Annotated in this window: 20 protein-coding genes and 1 pseudogene; 12 read left to right on the forward strand and 9 right to left on the reverse strand. The window is 67.0% G+C overall.

The window, feature by feature from the left end; genetic code table 11:
- Positions 1-13 precede the first annotated feature (13 nt).
- Positions 14-1,138, forward strand: a complete 1,125-nt coding sequence (locus WKC72_RS00380) for an AI-2E family transporter (protein ID WP_037229008.1) — start codon at positions 14-16, stop codon at positions 1,136-1,138.
- Positions 1,135-2,943, forward strand: coding sequence for an alkyl/aryl-sulfatase (locus tag WKC72_RS00385; protein WP_112302092.1), 1,809 nt, complete (start codon positions 1,135-1,137; stop codon positions 2,941-2,943). Before WKC72_RS00380 ends, WKC72_RS00385 begins: the two co-directional genes overlap by 4 nt.
- A gap of 68 nt (positions 2,944-3,011) precedes the next feature.
- Here the strand turns inward: WKC72_RS00385 and WKC72_RS00390 are convergent, their stop codons facing one another.
- From WKC72_RS00390 to WKC72_RS00430, 9 genes and pseudogenes are all read right to left on the reverse strand, one after another.
- Complete coding sequence (locus WKC72_RS00390; protein WP_112302093.1) at positions 3,012-4,046, reverse strand: acyl-CoA dehydrogenase family protein; 1,035 nt, start codon at positions 4,044-4,046, stop codon at positions 3,012-3,014.
- Complete coding sequence (locus WKC72_RS00395; RefSeq protein ID WP_370181442.1) at positions 4,046-5,194, reverse strand: acyl-CoA dehydrogenase family protein; 1,149 nt, start codon at positions 5,192-5,194, stop codon at positions 4,046-4,048. The genes WKC72_RS00390 and WKC72_RS00395 overlap by 1 nt, the downstream gene beginning before the upstream one ends.
- Positions 5,195-5,238: 44 nt before the next feature.
- Positions 5,239-6,765, reverse strand: a complete 1,527-nt coding sequence (locus WKC72_RS00400; RefSeq protein WP_370181443.1) for an acyl-CoA synthetase — start codon at positions 6,763-6,765, stop codon at positions 5,239-5,241.
- Between the two features lie 22 nt (positions 6,766-6,787).
- On the reverse strand, positions 6,788-7,945 hold the full coding sequence (locus WKC72_RS00405; protein ID WP_370181444.1) for an acyl-CoA dehydrogenase family protein: 1,158 nt from the start codon (positions 7,943-7,945) through the stop codon (positions 6,788-6,790).
- Positions 7,946-8,000: 55 nt separating this feature from the next.
- Positions 8,001-8,813 carry a crotonase/enoyl-CoA hydratase family protein gene (locus WKC72_RS00410; RefSeq protein ID WP_112302097.1) on the reverse strand — a complete coding sequence of 271 codons (813 nt, stop codon included), beginning with the start codon at positions 8,811-8,813 and terminating at the stop codon, positions 8,001-8,003.
- Positions 8,814-8,934: 121 nt separating this feature from the next.
- Positions 8,935-10,470, reverse strand: a complete 1,536-nt coding sequence (locus WKC72_RS00415; protein WP_370181445.1) for a long-chain fatty acid--CoA ligase — start codon at positions 10,468-10,470, stop codon at positions 8,935-8,937.
- 56 nt (positions 10,471-10,526) lie between these two features.
- Positions 10,527-11,051: a hypothetical protein gene (locus WKC72_RS00420; RefSeq protein WP_328286547.1), complete on the reverse strand. Its 525-nt coding sequence runs from the start codon at positions 11,049-11,051 to the stop codon at positions 10,527-10,529.
- A 48-nt stretch (positions 11,052-11,099) separates the two neighbouring features.
- Positions 11,100-11,306 (reverse strand): annotated as a pseudogene (locus WKC72_RS00425) (acyl-CoA thioesterase); the annotation flags it as partial.
- A 57-nt stretch (positions 11,307-11,363) separates the two neighbouring features.
- On the reverse strand, positions 11,364-12,722 hold the full coding sequence (locus tag WKC72_RS00430; protein ID WP_370181446.1) for an MFS transporter: 1,359 nt from the start codon (positions 12,720-12,722) through the stop codon (positions 11,364-11,366).
- A 321-nt stretch (positions 12,723-13,043) separates the two neighbouring features.
- Between WKC72_RS00430 and WKC72_RS00435 the strand changes: the two genes are divergently transcribed.
- The 10 genes from WKC72_RS00435 to WKC72_RS00480 all read left to right on the forward strand — a co-directional run bounded on the left by WKC72_RS00435 (position 13,044) and on the right by WKC72_RS00480 (position 23,452).
- A complete protein-coding gene (locus tag WKC72_RS00435; protein WP_112300533.1) occupies positions 13,044-14,210 on the forward strand; it encodes a thiolase family protein in 1,167 nt (388 codons plus the stop codon).
- A gap of 195 nt (positions 14,211-14,405) precedes the next feature.
- The gene (locus WKC72_RS00440) at positions 14,406-14,864 is read left to right on the forward strand and encodes a MaoC family dehydratase N-terminal domain-containing protein (protein WP_112300534.1); all 459 of its coding nucleotides are present in this window, start codon (positions 14,406-14,408) and stop codon (positions 14,862-14,864) included.
- Between the two features lie 60 nt (positions 14,865-14,924).
- A complete protein-coding gene (locus WKC72_RS00445) occupies positions 14,925-15,728 on the forward strand; it encodes an SDR family NAD(P)-dependent oxidoreductase (protein ID WP_370181447.1) in 804 nt (267 codons plus the stop codon).
- A gap of 35 nt (positions 15,729-15,763) precedes the next feature.
- A complete protein-coding gene (locus WKC72_RS00450) occupies positions 15,764-16,909 on the forward strand; it encodes a CaiB/BaiF CoA-transferase family protein (RefSeq protein WP_112300536.1) in 1,146 nt (381 codons plus the stop codon).
- A 27-nt stretch (positions 16,910-16,936) separates the two neighbouring features.
- Positions 16,937-17,740 (forward strand): SDR family NAD(P)-dependent oxidoreductase, encoded by an 804-nt coding sequence (locus WKC72_RS00455; RefSeq protein ID WP_112300537.1) that lies wholly within the window; start codon positions 16,937-16,939, stop codon positions 17,738-17,740.
- A 27-nt stretch (positions 17,741-17,767) separates the two neighbouring features.
- Positions 17,768-18,955 (forward strand): lipid-transfer protein, encoded by a 1,188-nt coding sequence (locus WKC72_RS00460; RefSeq protein WP_370181448.1) that lies wholly within the window; start codon positions 17,768-17,770, stop codon positions 18,953-18,955.
- Between the two features lies 1 nt (position 18,956).
- Positions 18,957-19,337, forward strand: coding sequence for a MaoC/PaaZ C-terminal domain-containing protein (locus WKC72_RS00465; protein WP_037229050.1), 381 nt, complete (start codon positions 18,957-18,959; stop codon positions 19,335-19,337).
- 13 nt (positions 19,338-19,350) lie between these two features.
- The gene (locus WKC72_RS00470) at positions 19,351-20,508 is read left to right on the forward strand and encodes an acyl-CoA dehydrogenase family protein (protein ID WP_112300540.1); all 1,158 of its coding nucleotides are present in this window, start codon (positions 19,351-19,353) and stop codon (positions 20,506-20,508) included.
- 54 nt (positions 20,509-20,562) lie between these two features.
- Positions 20,563-21,729 carry an acetyl-CoA C-acyltransferase gene (locus WKC72_RS00475; protein ID WP_370181449.1) on the forward strand — a complete coding sequence of 389 codons (1,167 nt, stop codon included), beginning with the start codon at positions 20,563-20,565 and terminating at the stop codon, positions 21,727-21,729.
- Positions 21,730-21,748: 19 nt separating this feature from the next.
- The gene (locus WKC72_RS00480; RefSeq protein ID WP_370181450.1) at positions 21,749-23,452 is read left to right on the forward strand and encodes a class I adenylate-forming enzyme family protein; all 1,704 of its coding nucleotides are present in this window, start codon (positions 21,749-21,751) and stop codon (positions 23,450-23,452) included.
- The last annotated feature ends 2 nt before the right edge of the window (positions 23,453-23,454 follow it).

The following is a 23,454-nucleotide window of genomic DNA, read 5'->3' on the forward strand; positions in this document are numbered from 1 at the left end:
GAAGGGACACGCGATGACCGATCCGCAGGACATTTCCGGCGCGGCGTCGGAAACTCGGTGGTCGATGCCGCGCGGCCTGATCGTGATTCTCGGCCTGGCCGCGCTCGTCGTCACCGTGGCGGGGATTCAGGTGGCCGCGTCGATAGTCGGCCCGATCTTCCTCGCGCTCATGCTGACCGTCGCGGTCCACCCGCTGCCCGAATGGCTGCACCGGAAGGGTGTCCCGGGGTGGATCGCCACGATCGCGGCGATCCTGGTCGTCAACGGCATCATTCTCGTTCTCGTGCTGTCGCTGGCCCTGTCGGTCGCCCAGCTCGCCACGCTCCTACCCGAGTACGCGGACGACTTCACCGCCCTCATCGACAGCGCCCAGAGTTTCCTGAACAGCAACGGCGTGAACTCCACGGACGCCCAGACCCTCCTCTCCCAGGTGGATTACAGCAAGGTGTTCGGACTCGTGGAGGGGATCCTGCAGGCAATGCTGGGTGTCTTCTCGAATCTGCTGTTCGTCCTCGCCCTCCTGCTGTTCATGGCCGTCGACGGAAGCTCCTACGGGTCACGGATGCGGATCGTCACGCAGATGCGCCCCGAAATCGCCACCGCTCTCAGCGCCTTTTCGGTCGGCACCCGCAAGTACCTGATCGTGTCCACGGTCTTCGGGCTGATCGTCGCCGTCATCGACACCGGGGCACTGTGGGCGCTGGGGATTCCGCTGCCGGTCCTGTGGGGACTGCTGTCGTTCATCACCAACTACATCCCGAACGTCGGCTTCATCCTGGGGCTCGTTCCGCCGGCCCTGCTCGCGCTCCTCCAGGGCGGTCCGGGACTGATGCTGACGGTCATCGTCGTGTACAGCGTCATCAACGTCATCATCCAGTCCGTGATCCAGCCGAAGTTCGTCGGAGACGCGGTGGGCCTGTCCGTGACGTTCACGTTCCTGTCGCTGGTGTTCTGGACGTGGATCCTCGGACCCCTCGGCGCGATCCTGGCCATCCCGCTGACGTTGATGGCGAAGGCCCTGCTGATCGACATCGACCCGTCCACGCGGTGGGTGAACACGATCCTCAGCAGCGCCCCCACTCCCCCTGCACCGGTCCCTGCCCCCGCCCCACCGCGACACGAGAAGGAAGAATCATGACACCCGATTTCTCGGACACCACCGATTTCGAGGACGCCGACCGCGGTTTCGTCGACCGCCTCGACCCCTGCACGGTCACGGGTGAGGACGGTCGCGTGGTGTGGGACATGCAGGAGTATTCGTTCCTCAACGGTGACTGCCCGGACACCGCCCACCCGAGCCTCTGGCGTCAGTCGCAACTGTGCGCGAAGGACGGCCTGTACGAGGTCACCGAGGGCATCTACCAGCTACGGGGTATCGACCTGTCCAACATGACGATCGTCGAGGGCGAGACGGGTGTCCTGGTGATCGACCCGCTGATCTCACAGGAAACCGCGGCCGCCGCGCTCGCGCTGTACCGGAAGAACCGCGGCGATCGGCCCGTCACCGGAGTGATCTACACGCATTCCCACATCGATCACTTCGGCGGCGTCGTCGGCGTCCTCCCGGACGGTCGCGGCGACGTCCCGATCCTCGCCCCCGAAGGGTTCCTCGAGCACGCGGTCTCCGAGAACGTCTATGCCGGAACGGCAATGGGCCGGCGCGCCACCTACATGTACGGGCCGCTGCTCCCCAAGGGCCCGCGCGGGCACCTCGGCGCCGGGCTCGGTACGAACACCTCGGCGGGTCGGCCCGGTCTGATCCCACCGACCGTCGACATCACCCACACCGGCCAGGAGGAGACCGTCGACGGCATCCGGATCGTCTTCCAGGTGACGCCGGGAACGGAGGCGCCCGCCGAGATGAACTTCCTGTTCCCGGACCATCGGGCACTGTGCATGGCGGAGAACGCCACCCACAATCTGCACAATCTCCTCACGCTGCGAGGCGCGCTGGTCCGGGATCCCCGCGCCTGGTCGCGGTATCTCGATCAGGCGATCGAGATGTTCGACGGCGGCTACGACGTCGCGTTCGCCTCCCACCACTGGCCGACGTGGGGTCGCGACCGGGTGGTGAAATTCCTGTCGCAGCAACGCGACCTGTACCAGTACCTGCACGACCAGACCCTGCGGATGCTCAACACGGGGATGACGGGAATCGAGATCGCCGAGGACTTCCCGCTGCCGCCGGCCCTCGAATCCGCCTGGCACGCACGCGGTTACTACGGCTCGGTCAGTCACAACGTGAAGGCGATCTATCAGCGGTACATGGGCTGGTTCGACGGCAACCCGACGTCGCTGTGGCAGCACCCACCCGAGAACGCGGCCACACGCTACGTCGAGTGCATGGGCGGCCAGAGCGAGGTCCGGTCGAAGGCGACGCAGTACCTCGAGCAGGGCGATCTGCGGTTCGCCGCCGAACTGCTCAAGCACGCCGTCTTCGCCGACCCTTCCGACGGTGCGGCCAAGGACCTGCTGGCCCGCACCTACGAGCAACTCGGGTTCGGCTCGGAGAACGCGACGTGGCGCAACTTCTACCTCACGGGTGCACTCGAACTGCGCGGCGGCATCGTCGCCCCTCCGCTCAGCGACCTCGGCGCCGACATGCTGAGCGCCCTGACGATCGAGCAGATCTTCGACTCCATCGCCCTCCGCATCAACGGTCCACGAGCCTGGGACAAGACCCTCGTCGCGGAGTGGCACTTCACCGAACCCGAAGCGCACTACCGGACGACGCTGTCCAACGGTGCACTCATCCAGACACTGTCGCCGAGGACCCCGACGCAACCGGACGTCTCGCTGACACTGACGAAGATGCAGTTACTCGGACTGTTCGCCGGCAAGGGGCTGGAGGGCATCGAGGTGACGGGCGACCCGTCGAAGCTCCTGGTCCTCACGGAACTCCTCGACGCACCCGACAGCGCATTCCCGATCGTCACGCCGTAGGCGCTCCGCGCCCGTGCGCGGTTAACGAGTCTCTGCACTCGCTAACCGCGCACGGGCGGCGGGGCCGCCTAACCGTCGGTGATGAGCGGCCACAGGCCACGTTCCCCGGCGGCAGCCGCGGCCGCGACGAGCGCCTCGTCCCAGTAGCGGACCGAACCGTATTCCGAACGCCAGGCCAGCAACGCGTTCGTGTGCCGGTGCAGTTCGTGCTCCATCGTGAAACCGATCGCGCCGAGACACTGATGGGCGTTGCGCACCACCACCGACGCCGCATGTCCGGCGCACGACTTCGCGGCGGCCACGGCGAAACCGGCCTCCGGGCTTCCGAAACCGTGTTCCTCGGCGATCGACACCGCGGCGTTCGCGGCGGCACGTGCCAGGGCGCCCTCCGCAGCGATGTCGGCGACCATGGCCTGCACCGCCTGGAACTTGCCCACCGCGCGACCGAACTGTGTGCGCGCCGAGGTGTGCTCGACGACGAGGGCCAGGACGCGTTCCATGGTCCCGGCCATTGCGAGCGCCCGGGCCAGCGCGCCGCGCCGGAGGAACTCCGTCACCACGTCCGCAGGCACCGGCGTGCCCTGCTGCGCGGAGACGTCGACCCGGACGTGGTCCCGGGGCATCGACGCGAGATTGGCCGCCTCCGTCACCTCGACATCCGAGCGGGCGAATTCGGCGACCCGCCACGTGCCGTCCGCCTCCCACAGGGCCACCAGCGCATCCACCGAGCGCGCCCACGGGACGTGCCGCGCGGTCCCGTCTGAGTCCAGCACGGCTGCGGTGCGGACCACGGCGGGGCCGGAGTGCGCGGTCGGGCACCCGGACCTGCCGAGCAGCCATCCCGCGAGCAGATCGTTCTCGGCGATCGGGAGATCAGCGGTGCCTGCGGCCGCGAGCAGGTACGCCGACTCCGTCCACCCGGCGTCGCTGCCGCCCTCGGACTCCGGGCCGGTGAGCCGCGTGAGGCCGAGGTCGGCGAGCGTCGACCACAATTCGCGATCGAACTCCCGGGCCTCGCCCGGGGCCCGCCGGTCCGTGGCGAAGACCTGGTCGAGCATGCGTGCGAACTCCCGCATCTCGGTGTCGGTTGCCGGTCCGGTCATCAGCGCATCCCCAATCCCCGCGCGATGACGCCGCGCAGAATCTCACTCGTGCCGCCCCGCAGGGTGAATCCGGGGCGCTGCATCACGCCGGCACGGACCAGTTCGGCGAAGTGGTCGCCGCCCGCCGCCGGCTCGCCGGCCAGTTCTTCGACGAGGTCGGCGATGTCACCTTCGGTCTTGGTGCCGAGGACCTTCACCACCGAGGCGCCCAGCTCGGCGTCGTCACCACGCCCCAGTGCCTCCGACACCGCGCGGGACATGTGATGGAGGCCGAAGGTCCGGGCGACGAGCGCTCCGATGCGGGCATCGGCCGGTTGCCGTCCCTCCCGGATTTCCTCGGCCATCGCGGCGAGGACCGGGAACGTGGACATGAAACGTTCCGGACCACTGCGTTCGAACCCGAGCTCGGAGGTGACCTGCTTCCAGCCTTCGCCGATGCGGCCGAGCACCAACTCGTCCGGCACGAACACGTCGTCGAGGATCACCTCGTTGAAATGGTGATCGCCCGACATCGACAGGATCGGCCGGATCTGCACCCCCGGGGAGTCGAGCAGAACGATGAACTGGCTGAGCCCGGCGTGGCGCTGCGCCTGGTCCAGCGGAGCCGACCGCGCGAGGGCGAAGAAGGCGTCGGCACGGTGGGCGCCGGACGTCCACAATTTGGTCCCGGTAATTCGCCAGCCACCGTCGACCCGGACGGCTTTCGTGCGGACACTCGCCAGGTCGGAACCCGATTCCGGTTCGCTCATGCCGATCGCCCAGCTGATCTCGCCGTTGGCGATACCGGGGAGGAACCGCTGCTTCTGTTCCTCGGTGCCGTAGGTGAGCAGCGACGGCGCGGCCTGCCGGTCCGCGACCCACTGTGCGGCAACGGGTGCGCCGACGGCCAGTAGTTCTTCGGTGACGACGAACCGCTCCATGAACGTGCGGCCCTGCCCGCCGTACTCCGCCGGGATCGTCATGCCCAGCCAGCCGCGGGCTGCGAGGGCCTTCGTGAAGTCCGGATTCCATCGGGTGAGCCACGTGTCCACACCGGGTGTGAACACGCCGGCGTCGATCTGCTCGCGCAGGAACGTTCGCACCTCGGCCCGCAACGCGTCGAGTTCGTGATCGGGCGGGCCCGCGGCCGGCACCACTTGTGTGTGCATGCTGTCTACTTCCCTCGACGAGTGTGTCGAATGCTTCCGCAGGCTCACGCCTGCAACGCTGCTTTGGCCAATTTCCCTGTCGGCGTTCGCGGCAGTTCGGTCACGAACGCGACGCTGCGCGGGCACTTGTACCCGGCGATACGCCCACGGCAGTAGTCGAGGAGTTCGGCGACCAGCGTGTCGTCACCGACGACGCCCGGCCCCGGTTCCACCACCGCGTGCACCGACTGCCCCATGTCCTCGTCCGGCACGCCGATCACCGCAACGTCGGACACCTTGGGGTGGACCGCGAGGACGTTCTCGATCTCCTGCGGGTAGATGTTGACCCCACCGGAGATGATCACGAATTTCGCGCGGTCGGTGAGGAACAGGTAGTCGTCCTCGTCCAGGAAGCCGATGTCCCCGGTCGTCACCCAGCCGGGATTGCGGGGGTGACGCGACTGCGCCGTCTTGACCGGGTCGTTGTGGTATTCGAAGGAATGGCCCGGCCGGGCGAAGTAGATGTGCCCGACCTGCCCGGCCGGCAGTTCGGTCCCGTCTTCTGCGCAGATGTGCGCACGGCTGGTGGCACCCTGTCCGCGCCCGACGCTGCCGGGTTTGCGCAGCCACTCCTGCGTCGTGATCACCGTGCTGCCCACCGACTCGGTCGACGAGTAGTACTCGTAGAGAATCTCGCCCCACCAGTCGATCATCGCCCGTTTGACCTCCGGCGGGCAGGGGGCGGCGGCGTGGATCGCGACCTTCATGGACGAGACGTCGTACCGGTTGCGTACGGCTTCGGGGAGCTTCAACATCCGGATGAAGTGTGTGGGCACCCATTGGCTGTGGCTGACTCGGTACCGCTCGAGGAACTGCAGACTCGACTCGGCGTCGAATCGGTCGGCCATCACCACGGTTCCGCCGAGGGCGTGGGCGCCGGCGCCGTAGCGCAACGGCGCGGCGTGGTAGATCGGTGCGGGCGAGAAGTAGACGGAGTTCTCGTCGAAGCCGAAGTTGCGCAACAGTCCGACGAACTGGGGACCGGGCTCGTCGCCGATCTGGTCGTCGGTCGGGGCGACCACGATGCCCTTCGGCCGCCCGGTCGTCCCGGACGAGTACAGCATGTCCGAGCCGCGGGGCTGGTCGCACGGTGGGCTGGTGCTCAGAGACGCGATGGCCTGGTCGTAATCGTCGTGGCCGGGCACGGCCCCGCCGAAGGCCAGCCTGCTGCGGACCTTCGGGGTGGAGTCCACGACGGCCGTCGCGAGCTCGGCAAGCCGGGCCGACACCACGAGCGTCCGAGCCTCGCAGTCGTCGACGATGTAGGAGACCTCGGACGGGGTGAGGTGCGTGTTGACGAAGGTGACGACCATACCGGAGCGCACCGCACCCCAGTAGATTTCGAATACTCTGGCGTCGTTGACCGAGAGCACCGCGAGGTGGTCGCCCGGACCGAGGCCCTGGCCGGTCAGCCAGTGGGCGAACTGCACGGATCGGTCCTCGAGGTCGCGGTACGTCACGATCTTGCCGGTGGCGGCTTCGATGACGGCCGGTTTGTCGGGAGTGGTCGCGGCGTGGCGTCCGGGATACATTCGGTTCCTCCTGCGATCCGGCCTACAGCCCCAGGTCCTTGGCGATGATGGACTTCATGACTTCGCTCGTGCCGCCGTAGATTCGCGTCACGCGGGTGTCGGCGTAGAGCCGTGCGATCGGGTACTCGGTGATGTAGCCGTATCCACCGTGCAACTGGAGGCATTTGTCGATCACCCGACCCGCGGTCTCGGTGCAGAACAGCTTGGCCCGGGCAGCGTCGGCCACCGTGAGCTCACCTCGGTCGAGCAGTTCGAGCGCGTTGTCGGCGAGGACGCGTGCCGCCTGCACTTCGGCGGAGCACTCGGCGAGAACGAACTTCGTGTTCTGGAACGAGGCCACCGGCTTGCCGAAAACGGTGCGGTCCTGGACGTACCGGGTGGCGTGCAGCATCGCCGCCTCGGCGTGCGCCACGGAGTTCAGCGCGATGCTCAGCCGCTCCTGAGGAAGATTGTGGGTGAGGTAGCCGAACGCCTCGCCCTCCTCACCGAGCAGGTTCCCGACCGGGACACGCACGTCGCGATAGGACAGCTCGGCCGTATCCTGTTGATGCAGACCGAGTTTGTCGAGCGTGCGGCCCACCTCGAAACCGTCGGATTCCTTGGGCACCGCGATGATGGAGAGCCCGGATCGCCGGTTCTCCGGATCGAAAGGAGCTGTGCGGCAGACGGTCAGAACCAGGTCGGCCGTCACCCCGCCGGTGATGAACGTCTTGCCTCCGTTGAGCACGTAGTGTGTGCCGTCTTCGGAGAGCTTGGCGGTGGTGGAGATGTTGGCCAGATCCGAGCCCGTTCCCGGTTCGGTCATCGCGATCGCCGTCATCAGCCGGCCGGCCGCGAAGTCCGGAAGCCACCGCTGCTTCTGCTCGTCGGAGCCGTATTCGAGGAGGTACCCCAGGATGATGCACGAGTGAACGGTGTACGAGCCGAACGACACTCCTGCCCTGGCGACCTCCTCGAAGACGATGGTCGCGAACTTGAAGCTGGTCTCGCCACCGCCGCCGAATTCCTCGGGCACCGAGATTCCGAGGATTCCCAGTTCACCGAGTCGTTCGAAGAATTCGCGCGGCGGACGCCCGACTTCGTCCCACTTCTCCCGGTTGGGAAGTACCTCGCGGGCGATGAACTCCCGGACCATTGTCCGGAATTCGTCGTGTTCCCGGTTGAAGAGTGTCCGCTTCACGGCGGGTCCTTTCAGTGCTGTACGTCGATGGGTTGCAATAGTCGCCGGGCGTGGCTCAGCTCCCGGTGAACTGCCCGGCCCGTCGCTCGACGAAGGCCGCGAGGGCCTCGCCGTGGTCGGTGGTGTGATGCGACAGCGCCTGCATCGCGGCGGAGAGTTCGAGCAGACTGTCGAGGTCCTGACGTTGCCCCTCGCGCAGGAGCTTCTTGGTCATCCGGAGTGCGTGAGGCGGATTGACCGCGACCCGCTCGGCCAGCTCGTGCGCCGTGTCGAGCAGCAGTTCGGGATCGACGACGCTCGAGACCATTCCCCAGTCGAGCGCGGTGGCCGCATCCACCCGGTCGCCGGTGAAGGCCATCTCCGCGGCGCGTGCGGCACCGACCGCCCGCGGTAGCAACCAGGCGCCACCGTCGCCGGGGATGATTCCCAGTTTGACGAAGCTTTCCGCGAAGAAGGCGTTGGTCGAGGCGACGCGCATGTCGCACATCATCGCGAGATCGCAGCCGGCGCCGACTGCGGGACCGTTGACCGCCGCGATGATCGGGACCTCGCAGTGGTAGATCGCCTTGGGCAACCGCTGGATGCCGCGGCGGTATCCCTCTCGCATCACGTGCGGGGCGCCACCGAACATTCCGGCACGATCCGCCATGTTCTTGACGTTCCCTCCGGCGGAGAACGCGCTGCCTGCGCCGGTGAGGATGACGACGCGCGTGTCGACGTCCTCGTTCGCCTCCTCGACGAGTTCGACGAGCCGGTCGATGACGTCGTCGCCGGAGATGGGATTACGGGCCTCCGGAAGGTTGATCGTCCAGGTGACGACGTGGTCGCGACGGCTGGAGAGTACGACGTCGGCCGAGGTGGCGGTCATAGAATGCCCTTCGATACAGAGGTTATTGCTAATTCACTTTGTCCGACTTCTTCCTGCATGTCAACAGAATCTTTCGGAATGATCCATGATTAGGGAATCGCTCTTCGCCCGACCGGTGGTATCAGCCGTCCGCCCGGCAGGCCGCCGCACGGAGATCGCGCTTGAGCACCTTCCCCGCCGCCGAGACAGGCAGCGCGTCGAGGAACTCGACCGTCCGGGGCACCTTGTATCCGGCGATGAGCCCGCGCACGTGTGCGCGCAATTCCTCGGCATCGGGACGTGCTCCCTCCCGGAGCACGACGACGGAATGGACGCGCTCACCCCACCGGGTGTCCGGCACACCGATGACCGAGCACGCTTCGACAGCGGGATGGGCAGCGAGTGCGTTCTCCACCTCGGTCGAGTAGACGTTCTCGCCGCCGGTGATGATCATGTCCTTGATCCGGTCGACCACGAAGACGTAACCGTGCCGATCCACGTAACCGACGTCGCCGGTGTGCATCCAGCCGTTCCGCAACACGGCCGCGGTCTCCTCCGGCCTGTTCCAGTAACCGAGCATGACGTGATCGCCCCGGGTCACGATCTCGCCCAGCACGCCGGCAGGCACCTCCACGTCGTCGGCGTCGACGACGCGCAGTTCGCAGTGCGGCAGGGCACGTCCCGCGGAACGGAGCAGTTCGCCCCCGGCCAGATGGTCTTCCCGCCCGAGGACGCTGATGTGTGCGGTCTCGGTCATCCCGTACCCCTGAGCGAAGCCGCTGTTCCGGAACACCCTCATGGCGCCTTGCAGCAACGTCGGCGAAATCGGCGACGCGCCGTAGCGAACGGACTTCACGCTCGACAGGTCGTACGACTCGATATCCGGGTGCGCGACCAGCATCTGCAGCATCACCGGCACTGCCCCGACCGTGGTGACCCGGTGCCGTTGGATCGCCTCCAGCACGGCCCGGGGTGAGAACGTCGGCAGGAAGACCTGGGTACCACCCAGGAGGTTCTGCGTCGCCCATGCCACGAGCCCCGCGATGTGGAACATCGGACTCACGACCAGATTGACCCCACCGGCGAACACCGACTGGCAGGCCGCCTGGGTGCCGAGCGCCGCCGTCAGCAAGTTCCGATGACTCACCATGACGCCCTTCGACACACCTGTGGTGCCGCCGGTGTACAGCAGTGCACCCATCGCATCACCACCGATTCGCTTGTCCGGCACCGGCTCGGACGCGGCGATCAACTCCTCGTAGCCTGCCATCCCGTGTCCGGCCACACCGTTGCCGCAGTGCACCACCGCGCGGAGGTCGGCACATTGTTCGCGGAACGCGGGGACCATGTCCACGAACTCGTCGTCGACCAGCAGGACCACTGCCCCGGCGTCCCGGAGCGAGTCCGCGATCTCCCGTCCACTCCATCGAATGTTGACCGGATTCACCACCGCGCCCGCCCACCAGCACGCGAGGAAGATCTCGTGATTGCGGTCGGAGTTCAGGGCGAGGACGGCGACCCTGTCTCCCTCCGACACACCCAGCCCGTGCAGTCCGCCCGACAACCGGGCGACCCTGTCCGCGATGTCACGGGTGGTCCGAACGCGGTCGCCGCTGACTGTCATCGGCCCGTCGGGGGCCTGCTGCAACGCACGGTGCAGGAATTGGGTCGAGTACACGCGGACCTCCGAATTCTCGCTCGAGGTTGTCGAGGGTTGATAAATGTTGTTGCAGATCAGTCATTTTCGTGGTCGATACGCCGCACGGGCCGCATCAGCGATTCCTGGACGACCGTGGCCACCAGGTGACCGTCACGAGTCCAGAAGTTGCCCATCGAGAGGCCTCTGCCGTCGACGGCGGACGGACTCTGCTGCGCGAACAGCATCCAGTCGTCGGCCCGGAACGGTCGGTGGAACCACACTGCGTGGTCGAGGGACGTCATGAAGACCCGCGACGGACCTCGCTGCAGACTGCGGTGGGGTTGACGGTCGAGTGCGGCCGTCGATGCCAGCGTTATGTCCGAGCCGTAGGTCAGGGCGCAGACGTGCATCAACGGGTCGTCCGGGAGGGAGTGCGCGGGCTCGAGCCACACGAACTGTTCCGCAATACCGAGGGGCCTGTCGCCGTCGACATCCTCGGACGGGACGAACCGCATGGACATCACCCGCGCCGTCACGGCATCCCGATATTCGTCCGGCCGCACCCGCGACCAGGCCTCGTAGGGGTCCGGAAGTTCCTCCGGCGGTGGGACAGCGGGCATGACGGGCTGGCGATCGGGTGTGACCTCCGGCAGCTTGAACGATGCCGACAAGGTGAAGATGGCCGTTCCGTCCTGTGTCGCCGTCACCCGTCGCGACCGGTAGCAGCGGCCGTCGCGCAGTCGTTCCACCCGATACGTGATGGGATCGTGCGGGTTGCCCGCACTCAGGAAGTAGCCGTGCAAGGAATGCGCCGCGTGCTCCCGGGTGACGGTACCGCCTGCTGCAGTGAGCGACTGGGCCGCGATGTGTCCGCCGAAGGGTCTCCGTGGGCGAGGTCGAGCGGGACGTCATCGTCTGTCACCGAACTCATCTCAGATTCCCAGTTGCGGAACATCGCCTGCCACGAGCCCGCGAAGGCGCCGCTTGTCGCGTTCGGGGTCGATGATCAGGGCGCCGAGAAGACCGGCCGCGACGGCCACGATTCCGAGTATCTGGAACGCCGTGGCGTAGCCACCCGCCGCCGTCGCGGCCGCGTCGACGATGCGGCCCATGAGATACGGCGCGATGAACCCGCCGATCGCCATCAGGGACAGGAAGACACCCAGCGTCCCCGCGACCTGCCGCGGGGGGCAGAGTTCGGCCACCGCAGCATTGAGCAACGGGAAGACCGGCGAACCGACGGCATACCCGATCGAGACGACGAGCACGGCGATTACCGGAGTGGTGATGTACGGCAACGTCGTGAGGACGCACCCACCGATGACGAGTCCGACCACCGGCATGATCACCCGCGCGGTTCTCATACTCACGCCGCGTACGACGAGACGATCACTGAACCACGTGGAACTCAGCATGATGACGAGTCCGAACAGGCTCGGGATGGAGAACATGGATCCGGCCTGCAGTCGGCTGTAGCCCAGCCCGGTCTCGAAATACGACGGCAACCAGGTGAGCACGACAGACACCAGCGCATACACACTGATGACGATCAGGGCACCGCCGACAAAGGTCGGCGAGCGGAAGATCCGCGTCCACGGCACCGCCGGCTCGGTCACGCCGTGGGGCGCGGCCGAGTCACCTCCGCCGGCGGCAGGTGAATGGTCGCGGCGCCGGTACGGCCCCTCCGACCACACGAGCAGCCACAGAACGCACCAGCCGAGGCCGATGATGGACAGGGCCACCAGGGCGGATCGCCAGCCCCACGCGACGGCGACGTACGCCAGCATCGGAGCGATCGCGATCTTGGCGATCGACGCCGCGCAGGCGAGCAGCGCGCCGGGAAGGCCGCGGCGAGCGGGGGGATGCCACGAGTACGTCGCGGTGTACAGCAATGCCGAGTTCGGGCCCTCGGCCAATCCGAGAAGCATCCGGCTCACCAGAAGCGTGGCGAATCCGGCGGCCACGATGAGCGGCAGCATCGTCACCGACCACAGGATCGCGAGAATCGCGAGGGCCCAGCGCAGACCGAGCCATCGATCCAGGACGCCCGAGAGCAACCCGCCGAGCGACAGCATCAGGAAGAAGACGCTTCCCGCGAGACCGATCTCCGAGGAGGTGAGACCGAGTTCGTGTGCGAGCGGTTGCGCGATGATCCCGAGCACGGCCTTGTCGGCGAAATTGACGATGTACATGAGTACGAGGACGCCCGTCAGCCCCCAGGCCATACGGCGTGACTCGCCGGCGTCCCCGCGAGCGGACTTCCGCCCGGCGGTTCTCTGATCTGCTACCACGACTACTCCTAGAGGGTGAGTGTTGATTCGCGTTCGACACCGAACTGGACGCAGCGAACCGCAGTAGTGACAGGAGTCACATCAGCGCGTCTGGGGCAGAAGTCAATCATCGAATTGGCTATCTATCAAGCCTTATCTCGAAAAATGTGAATCTGCTATAACCTGAGAGCGGCCACTGATCCCCTGCCTCGCGACCAGGACCAGCCCTATCCCAGGGCAGGGAGCGAGACGAGGAGGACATCGGCAGATCTGTTATCGCATATTCACTTAAAGGGAGCGGTCGGCGGGAACGTCCGCGACCTGCCAACGAGGAGGAATCACATGTACGACGCTGTCATCGTCGACGCCGTCCGCACACCGGTCGGCCGACGGGGCGGAGCACTCGCCGGTATCCACCCCGTCGACCTGTCCGCGCACGTGCTTAGCGCCCTGAGCGATCGGAACGACCTGGATCCGACTTCCGTGGACGACGTGCTGTGGGGTTGCGTCAGCCAGGTCGGCGAACAGGCCGGCGGCGTCGGCCGGTTCGCGGTCCTTGCGGCCGGCTGGCCGGAGTCGGTGCCCGGTGTGTCGATCGAGCGTGCCTGCGGGTCGTCGCAACAGGCCCTCCACTTCGCCGCGGCGGGCGTGATCAGCGGTCAGTACGACATCGCCATCGCCGGGGGCGTCGAGAGCATGAGCCGCGTTCCGATGGGGTCGGCACGTAATGCCACGGGATGCGGCACACCGTTCGGCCCACTCGTCCGGGAGCGGTACGACCACGTCGAGTTCAACCAGGGCGTCGGCGCCGAGATGATCGCCGAGAAATTCGCCCTGAGCAGGTCGGGACTCGACCAGCATGCACTGGACTCGCACGCGCGTGCCGCGGCAGCCATCGACGAGGGGCGGTTCGTGGGGCAGATCGCCCCGGTCGAGGTGACCGGCCCGGACGGGGCGTCGTTCGTGTTCGACACCGACGAGGGCATCCGACGCACGTCGACGCTGGAACGCCTTAGCGCACTCCCCACCCCGTTCAAGGAGGACGGCCGGATCACGGCGGGCAATTCGTCGCAGATTTCGGACGGCGCCGCAGCACTGCTCGTGACCAGCAGCGAGGTTGCCGCGCGCCACGGATGGAACCCGCTGGCCCGCATCCACACGGTGGCTCTCGCCGGAGTCGATCCGGTGACCATGGCCACCGGCCCGATCCCGGCCACTGCCAAGGTCCTCGCGCGGGCCGGGCTGTCCCTCGATGACATCGGAGCATTCGAGATCAACGAGGCGTTCTCGTCGGTCACACTGGCCTGGCTGCAGGAGACCGGTGCCGACTACGCGAAGCTCAATCCGCTGGGCGGCGCGATGGCGATCGGCCACCCGCTCGGCGGCTCAGGCGCCCGGCTGGCGACCACACTGGTGCACCACATGCGCGACAGCAGAATTCGGTACGGCCTGCAGTCGATGTGCGAGGCGGGCGGCATGGCCAACGCGATGGTCCTCGAACTTCTCTGACCGAGAGACCGACGATTCCCGGCCTCGTGAAAATTCTCGATCACCTGGATACGACCCCAGATTTCCTTGACATATGCCTATATGTATCGCAAAGTGAATATGCGCTAACCAGTTGCTGGAGCTTGTTCCGAGTGGATTCGGCGCAGGACCCCCATCCTGGCGGCAGGCGCCGCCCCTCATACCCAAGGAGTTGCCGTGGCAAGTCTCGATCCCGGCGTCATCGGCACCCGGATTCCCGAGCACACCGTGGAGGTCGAGCGCGGGCGACTGTCCTTCTTCGCCCGCGCCACCGGGCAGGACGACCCGATCTACACCGACCCGGGCGCCGCGGCGGAGGCCGGCCACCGCGACCTGCCGGTGCCCCCCACCTTCCTGTTCTGCCTCGACATGGAGCGGCCGAGTCCGTCGACCTTCTACACGGACCTCGGCATCGACATCCGCACGATTCTGCACGGCGAGCAGTCGTTCACCTACCACGCCGCCGCGTACGCCGGTGACACCCTTCACTTCTCGACCGAAGTCACCAACTGCTACGCCAAGAAGGGCGGGGCGCTCCAGTTCCTCGTCCGCACCACCGAGGTCACCCGCCACGGCGAGCCGATCGCGCAGCTGCGATCGACCACCGTCATCCGCGACCCGAGAGCCTCCGCGTAGCGGTACGGCACCACGCCACAGAACATTTCATTCATCACGAACCTCGAGGAACAACACATCATGGGAACTCTGGACGGAAAAGTCGCCCTCGTCTCCGGCTCCGGCCGCGGCATCGGCCGGGAAATCGCACTCAAACTCGCCTCCGAGGGCGCCGCCGTCGTGGTCAACGACCTCGACCCCGAACCTGCCACCCAGACCGAGCAGGACATCAAGGCAGCAGGCGGGCAGGCCGTCGCCTGCGTCGGATCGGTGACGGAGGACGGATTCGCGGAACGGTTCGTGAACACCGCAATCGAATCATTCGGCGGCCTCGACATCATCGTCAACAACGCCGGCTACACCTGGGACACCGTCATCCAGAAGATGACCGACGAACAGTGGGACACGATCCTGGACGTCCATCTGAAGGCGCCGTTCCGGATCCTGCGCGCCGCCCAGCCGTACATCAAGGCCAACCCCACCGACTACCACCGCAAGGTCGTCAACATCTCCTCGACGTCCGGCTTCTACGGCAATGCGGGACAGTCCAACTACGCCGCCGCGAAAGCGGGCGTCATCGGACTCACCAAGACCCTCGCCAAGGAGTGGGGCCGCTACAAGGTCAACGTCAACGCCGTCGCATTCGGTTTCATCCTCACCCGGATGACGGAGGCGGTGTCGGGCGACGACACGTTCGTCGAGATCGGCGGCCGCAAGATCAAGGCGGGTGTCAGTCAGGCGGTGATGGATCGGGTGAAGACGTCCAACCCGCTCGGCCGGCCGGGCACGCCCGCCGAAGCCGCCGGAGCGGTCTACGTGCTCTGCGCGCCCGAGACCGACTATGTCAGCGGCCAGTGCCTGAACGTCGACGCCGGTTCACGCTGAATCCGTACCGATCCCCCTGTCAAGGAGCGCTTCTGATGAGCACTGACGCCACGTCCGCCGCGAGCGGACCCCTCACCGGACTACGGATCGTCGAGCTCGGCGGAATCGGGCCGGGCCCGTTCTGCGGGATGCTGCTCGCCGATCAGGGTGCGGACGTGATCCGGATCGACCGGCACACCGAGATCGGATCCCGATCCGGGCACCCTGTGCTGCATCGCAATCGGCGGTCCGTCGCCCTGAACCTGAAGGATCCGCGTGATGTCGAGACCGTGCTGAAGATCATCGACACCGCTGATGCGGTGATCGAAGGTTTCCGGCCGGGTGTCACCGAACGCCTGGGCCTCGGACCCGGCGTCTGCCTGGCCCGGAACCCCGAGCTGGTGTACGGCCGGATGACGGGCTGGGGTCAGGACGGGCCGCTGGCGCAGGAGCCGGGCCACGACATCAACTACATCGCCCTGACCGGCGCCCTCGGCGCAATGGGCTCGGAGGGTGACGTTCCCCCGGTGCCGTTGAACCTGGTCGGCGACATGGGCGGCGGCGGAATGCTTCTCGCACTGGGGATGACGACGGCGATGCTCCGGTCCCGGATCGACGGCCGCGGACAGGTGGTCGATGCGGCGATGACCGACGGCACAGCGGTGCAGCTGGCCCTGATCCACGGTTTGCTCGCCCGCGACCGGTGGGTGGACCGGCGGGCGTCGAACATGTTCGACGGCGCGGCGCCGTTCTATCGGACATACCGTTGCGCGGACGGACGATTCGTGGCCGTCGGCTGCGTCGAACCGCAGTTCTACGCCGCGATGCTCCGGGTGCTGGAGCTGGCCGACGACCTACATTTCGCCCGGCAACACGACCGCGACGCGTGGCCGACGATGGCCGAACGCCTTGCCCAGGTCTTCTCGACCCGGACCCGAACCGAGTGGGAGTCGAGGTTCGACGGCCAGGGCGCGTGTGTCTCACCCGTCCTGACCCTCACCGAAGCAGCCGAACACCCGCACAACGTGAGCCGCGGAACCTTCGGAACCTTCGGGGACGGTTCCGTTCAACCCTCCCCCGCACCCCGCTACCTGGGAACGCCCGCTTCGGCGCCCACACCCGCGCCGTACGTCGGCGCCCACACCCGCGAGGTCCTCGCCGAGATCGGCCTCGACGCCGGTCACGCGGCGGCCCTCGCCTGACGACTACACGAACAGGACGTACGACACATGGGAACTCTGGACGGAAAAGTCGCCCTCGTCTCCGGCTCCGGCCGCGGCATCGGCCGGGAAATCGCACTCAAACTCGCCTCCGAGGGCGCCGCCGTCGTGGTCAACGACCTCGACCCCGAACCTGCCACCCAGACCGAGCAGGACATCAAGGCAGCAGGCGGGCAGGCGGTGAGCTGCGTCGGATCGGTATCCGACGACGGATTCGCCGAGCGGTTCGTGAACACCGCCGTCGAATCGTTCGGCGGCCTCGACATCATCGTCAACAACGCCGGCTACACCTGGGACACCGTCATCCAGAAGATGACCGACGAACAGTGGGACACGATTCTCGACGTCAACCTCAAGGCGCCGTTCCGGATCCTGCGCGCCGCCCAGCCGTACATCAAGGCCAACCCCACCGACTACCACCGCAAGGTCGTCAACATCTCCTCGACGTCCGGCTTCTACGGCAATGCGGGACAGGCGAACTACGGTTCCGCGAAAGCGGGCGTCATCGGACTCACCAAGACCCTCGCCAAGGAGTGGGGCCGCTACAAGGTCAACGTCAACGCCGTCGCGTACGGGTTCATCGTCACCCGCATGACCGAGGTCACGGCCGAGACGAACACGACGCTGAACATCGACGGGCGCGACATCCGCGTCGGAGTCAACCCCGACCGCATGGCGGCGATGGCCACCACGATCCCGTTCGGCCGGGGCGGCACCCCGAAGGAGGCCGCGGGAGCGGTGTACCTCCTCTGCACACCCGAATCCGACTACGTCAACAGCCAGTGCCTGGTCGTCGACGCCGGCCGCGTCTGAGCGACAACCCGTGAAATTGGAGAAAGCATGAGCCGCAGGACGATCGTGGCCGGGGTTGGCATGATCCCGTTCACGAAACCCGGACAGAGCGACGACTACGACGTGATGGGCGCCGCGGCCGCGCACGCCGCCCTGCGGGATGCCGGAGTCGACTACGCGAGCGTGCAGCAGGCCTACGCCGGCTACGTGTACGGCGACTCCACGTGCGGGCAGCGCGCCCTGTACCGGCTCGGGCAGACCGGCATCCCGGTCGTCAACGTCAACAACAACTGCGCCACCGGGTCGACGGCGCTGTGGCTCGCCCGTCAGGCGGTCGAGAGCGGCGCGGCCGAGTGTGTGCTGGCGGTCGGCTTCGAGCAGATGCAGCCGGGCGCGCTGAAGGGCGCGTGGACCGACCGGCCGCGGCCGCTCGGCCGCTTCGACGAGGTGCTCGAGGACACGTTCGGCATCGACACCGACGTGCCCCGCGCGGCGCAGTACTTCGGCGCGGCGGGTCTGGAGTACATGGCCGAGTACGGCATGAAAGCGGAAACGTTCGCGAAGATCCAAGTGAAGGCCCGCCGGCATTCCGCGAACAACCCGTACTCGGTGTTCCGGACTCCGCTGACCGAAGAGGAAGTGCTCGCGGCACCGACTCTCTACGGACCCGTCACGCGATACCAGGCATGCCCTCCCACCTGCGGTGCGGCCGCAGCCGTCCTCTGCAGCGAAGAGTTCGCCCGTGCCCACGGCCTGCGCGCCGACGTGGCCATCGCGGCCCAGTCCATGACCTCCGACCTGCCCAGCACGTTCGACGACCGCAGCATGATCAAGGTCGTCGGCTCGGACGTCACGAGGACGGCAGCGCAGAACGTGTACGAGATGTCGGGCGTGGATCCGCACGACATCGCGGTCGTCGAACTCCACGACTGCTTCACCGTCAACGAGGTGCTCTGCTACGAGGCACTCGGGCTCGTCGAGGAGGGCGGCGCCGAGCAGTTCATCCTCGACGGCGACAACACCTACGGAGGCCGGGTGGTCGTCAACCCGTCGGGCGGACTGCTGTCCAAGGGGCACCCGCTGGGCGCCACCGGCCTCGCACAATGCACCGAACTCGTCTGGCAGTTGCGCGGCGAGTCCGGTCCCCGGCAGGTCGAGGGCGCCACCCTCGCACTCCAGCACAACCTGGGTCTCGGCGGCGCCGGCGTCGTCACCCTGTACGAGAAAGTCGGCTGAGATGAATTCCGGAGACACCCTCACCCTCGAGCTACCGAAGATCACCCGCTCCACGCTCGCCCTGTACGCGGGCGCGTCGGGTGACCACAATCCGGTGCACATCGATATCGACGCGTGCACCGCCGTCGGAATTCCCGACGTGTTCGCCCACGGCATGCTGTCGATGGCGTACCTGGGCCGATTGCTGACGAACTACGTTGCACAGGAACGCATCCGTTCGTACAACGTCCGATTCTCGGCGATCACACCGGTCAACTCGACCCCGTCCTGCACCGGGACGGTGGTGAAGGTCGAGAACGGTCTCGCCCACCTCGATCTCACCGTGACCCTGCCGGACGGAACGGTCACCCTCCAAGGGTCCGCCGTCGTCACCGCGAACTGAAAGGACATCAGAGATGAAACGCACGGTCTACAACGACGAACACGAGGCGTTCCGGGACACCATCCGGACGTTCATCGCCAAGGAGATCACTCCGCACTACGCGGACTGGGAATCGGCGAACCGCGTTCCGCGTGAATTGTTCACCAAACTCGGCGACCTCGGCGCCACCGGATTCGGCATCCCGGAGGAATTCGGGGGCGCCGGCGACGCAAGCTTCAAGTTCCAAGCCATCATGCAGGAGGAAGCCGCCCGCGCTGCAGTCGGATTCGGCCACTACACCGTCAGCATCGGCATCGTGCTGCCGTATCTGCTCCGGTTGGCCGACGAGGTGCAGAAGAAGCGCTGGCTTCCCGGAGTGGCGTCCGGCGAGACCATGCTGTGCATCGCCATGACGGAGCCGGGTACCGGTTCCGACCTCGCCGGGATCAAGACCACCGCCAAGCTCTCCGAGGACGGCACGCATTACGTCCTCAACGGGGCCAAGACCTTCATCACCGGCGCGGTCAACTCGGAACTCTGTGTGGTCGTGGCCCGCACCTCGGCCCCCACGGCGGACGATCGCCGCTTCGGCTTGAGCCTGCTCGTCGTTCCGACCGACAGCCCCGGGTTCGAATACGGTCGCAAGCTGGAGAAGCTGGGCTTGCGCGCCAGCGACACCAGCGAGCTGTCCTTCACCGATGTGGTGGTTCCGGTGGAGAATCTGCTCGGCGAGCAGGATCGCGGTTTCTCCTATCTCGGGCAGAACCTGCCGCGCGAGCGCCTGTCCATCGGCGTCGGCGGAGTCTCGTCCGCTGCCGCCGCGGTCCGGTTCGCGAAGGACTACGTGACCGAGCGGAAGGTGTTCGGCAAGCCGGTCGCGAGCTTCCAGAACACCAAATTCGTTCTCGCCGAGTGCGCCACGGACGTCGAAGCCGCCCAGGTGCTCGTGGACCGAGGGCTCGAACTGGACGATTCCGGCGAGCTCACCGCTGCCGACGCCGCACGGATCAAGTTGTTCTGCACCGAAGTCGCGGCACGCGTCATCGACAAATGCCTGCAGCTGCACGGCGGCTACGGCTACATGCTCGAATACCCCATCGCCCGTCTGTACGCAGACACTCGCGTCAGCCGCATCTACGGCGGAACCAGCGAGGTCATGAAGACCATCATCGCCAAGGACATGGGCCTGTAGGGCCCGCACGTTCACCACCCCAATCCCTGATCCCCTAGTACACCTGGAGTTCCCATGCGCGACGCAGTCATTGTCGACGCCGTCCGGACCGCGGTCGGCAAACGGGGCGGCGCACTGTCCCGAATGCACGCGGCCTCGTTGTCCGCTCATGTGCTCGGCGCACTCGCCGACCGGGTCCGTCTCGATCCGGGCCTCGTCGACGACGTGGTCTGGGGCTGCGTCGGCACGCTCGGCATGCAGTCGGGCTGCATCGCCCGTTCCGCCGTGCTCGCCGCCGGCTGGCCCGAGCACGTTCCCGGCGTCACCGTCGACCGTCAGTGCGGGTCTTCGCAGCAGGCCGTGCATCAGGCCGCTGCGGGGGTGATCTCCGGGCAGTACGACGTTGCGGTCGCGGGTGGCGTCGAGATGATGAGCGCCGTTCCCCTCGGATCCGCCCGCGCTGCGGGCGATTTCGGGGAGCCCCACGGACCGCTCGTCTGGGACCGTTACAACGGGGTGCGGTTCAACCAGGGCATGGGCGCGCAGCTGATCGCCGACGAATACGGTCTCACTCGCACCGAGTTGGACCAGCATGCTCTCGATTCCCACGCCCGGGCCGCGGCCGCGATCGACGGGGGTCGCTTCAAGGACCAGATCACCGCGGTCGACGTCACCGACGCCGAGGGCAGGATGCACGTCTTCGACACCGACGAAGGCGTGCGGCGCGGCGGCACGCTCGAGACACTGGCGCGGCTGCGTCCGGCGTTCGACGAGGACGGCATCATCACCGCGGCGAATTCGTCCCAGATCTCCGACGGGTCCGCGGCCCTGCTGATCACCACCAGCGAGTTCGCCGAGGCACAGGGCTGGACCCCGATCGCCCGCATCCACACCGCGGTGGTCACCGGCACCGACCCCGTGACGATGCTGAAGGGTCCCATACCGGCGACCGCCAAGGCATTGGCGAAGTCCGGGCTGTCGGTCGACGACATCGGCGCGTTCGAGATCAACGAGGCGTTCGCCTCGGTGTCCCTGGCCTGGCTGCGCGAGACCGGCGCCGACTACGAACGTCTGAACCCCAACGGCGGCGCGATGGCGTTGGGTCACCCCATCGGCGGTTCCGGCGCCCGGCTCATGACCACCCTGGTTCATCACATGCGCGACGAGGGCATCCGCTACGGGCTGCAGTCGATGTGCGAGGGCGGTGGCATGGCCAATGCGACGATCCTCGAATTGATCTGACATGAAGGACCTTCCACATATGAGTGACGTCCGGGTCCCCGATCTGACCGGTAGCTGGCCGACCGGTCTCCCCCGCAGTCTCGACTATCCGGAGTGCGGCGCCGACGCCATCCTGGCCGGGGCAGCACGCTCGTACCCGAACCGTGTCGCGCTGCGAGACGGCGACACCACCCTCACCTTCGCCGAATTGCACGATCGAGCACTGAGGGTGGCCGGGAGCCTCCGGATCCGCGGCATCGAACCCGAGGATGCGGTCGCACTCCATATGCCCAACTCCCTCTGGTACGTGGTGGCCTATTACGGCGCACTGTGTTCCGGAGCGGCGGTGGCACCGATCAATCCCGCGCAACCGGCCGCCGAACTGCGGCGTCAACTCGACGACTGCGCCGCGAAAGTGGTGTTCACGCACCCGTCCTGCGCCGCCACGGCGCTCGCCGCCCAGATGGAGTCGGAGTGCGAGCGGACCCTGGTCGTCATCCCTGCCACTGCGGCAGGCCCGGCCGGCAGCGAGGTGACCACCACCGGTCTGGTGCCTCTCGCCGAACTGCTGGATGCCGAACCGCTGACGAATTATCGCGTGGATCCGGATCTCGTCGCCCACCTCCAGCTGACCGGTGGTACCACCGGACGGTCGAAGGCGGTGCGCGTGCTGCACCGGAATCTGGTTGCGAACGTCGTGCAGACCACGAGCTGGCGGACCGGACACGCTGCCACGCTGGACGACGGTGCGATCACGTTGACACCGATCGCCGGCGCGCAGACTCCGCACATGCTCGTGCCCGGTGCGAGCGTGTCGATCGCGGTGGCTCCGCTCTTCCACGGCCTCGGCCTGGTGAGCCACAATTTCGCGACTCTCATGGGGGGAACCGCGATCCTGTCGGGTCGCTTCGACCCGGACACCTTCCTCGACGACGTGGATCGCCACCGCGTCACCTACCTCGCCGGATCGCCGACGATGTACTACGCGATCCTGAGGGCGCGCACGCTCCGCGAGCACGACCTGACGTCGGTGCGGTACATCGGGTCCGGGGCCGCCCCGCTCGACACCACAGCCATCCGCACGCTGCGGGAGGTGTTTCCACGCGCGATGGTCACCGAGGGGTACGGCCTGAGCGAAGCGACGATGGCGGTGACGATGCACGCCGCCTCCCCGGCGGTGGACACTCCGCTCGGCAGCGTCGGAATACCGATCTTCGACACCGAAATCGAGATCCGGGACGACGACGGGTCGACGCTGCTTCCGGTCGGCCGCGCAGGCCAGATCTGGGCTCGCGGCCCGCAGATCACCGACGGCTACCAGGGTGAACCCGAATTGACCGCACGGCAGTTCATCGGAGGCTGGTTGCACACCGGCGACATGGGCAGGATCGACGACTACGGCCATCTGTTCATCGTGGGACGCACGAAGGATCTGATCATCTACAAGGGATACAACGTCTATCCACAGCCGCTGGAGGAACTCGTTTGTACGCATCCGGCCGTGGCGCAGGCCGCGGTGGTCGGGGCTCCGAGCGAGACCGCGGGAGAGATTCCGGTGGCCTTCGTGGTGCTGCGCCCAGGGGTCCGCAGCAGTGCGGAGATCACCGACTCGATCATCGGGCACGTTGCCGCGGAAGTGGCCCCGTATCAGCGCGTCCGAGCGGTCCACGTGCTCGACGCACTCCCGGCCACCGCCACGGGCAAGATCCGGAAGGCGGACCTCCGGGAGAGCCTCGGAGCGTAGAC

This window comes from Rhodococcus wratislaviensis, from assembly GCF_041228765.1.
Lineage (GTDB): Bacteria > Actinomycetota > Actinomycetes > Mycobacteriales > Mycobacteriaceae > Rhodococcus_F > Rhodococcus_F wratislaviensis.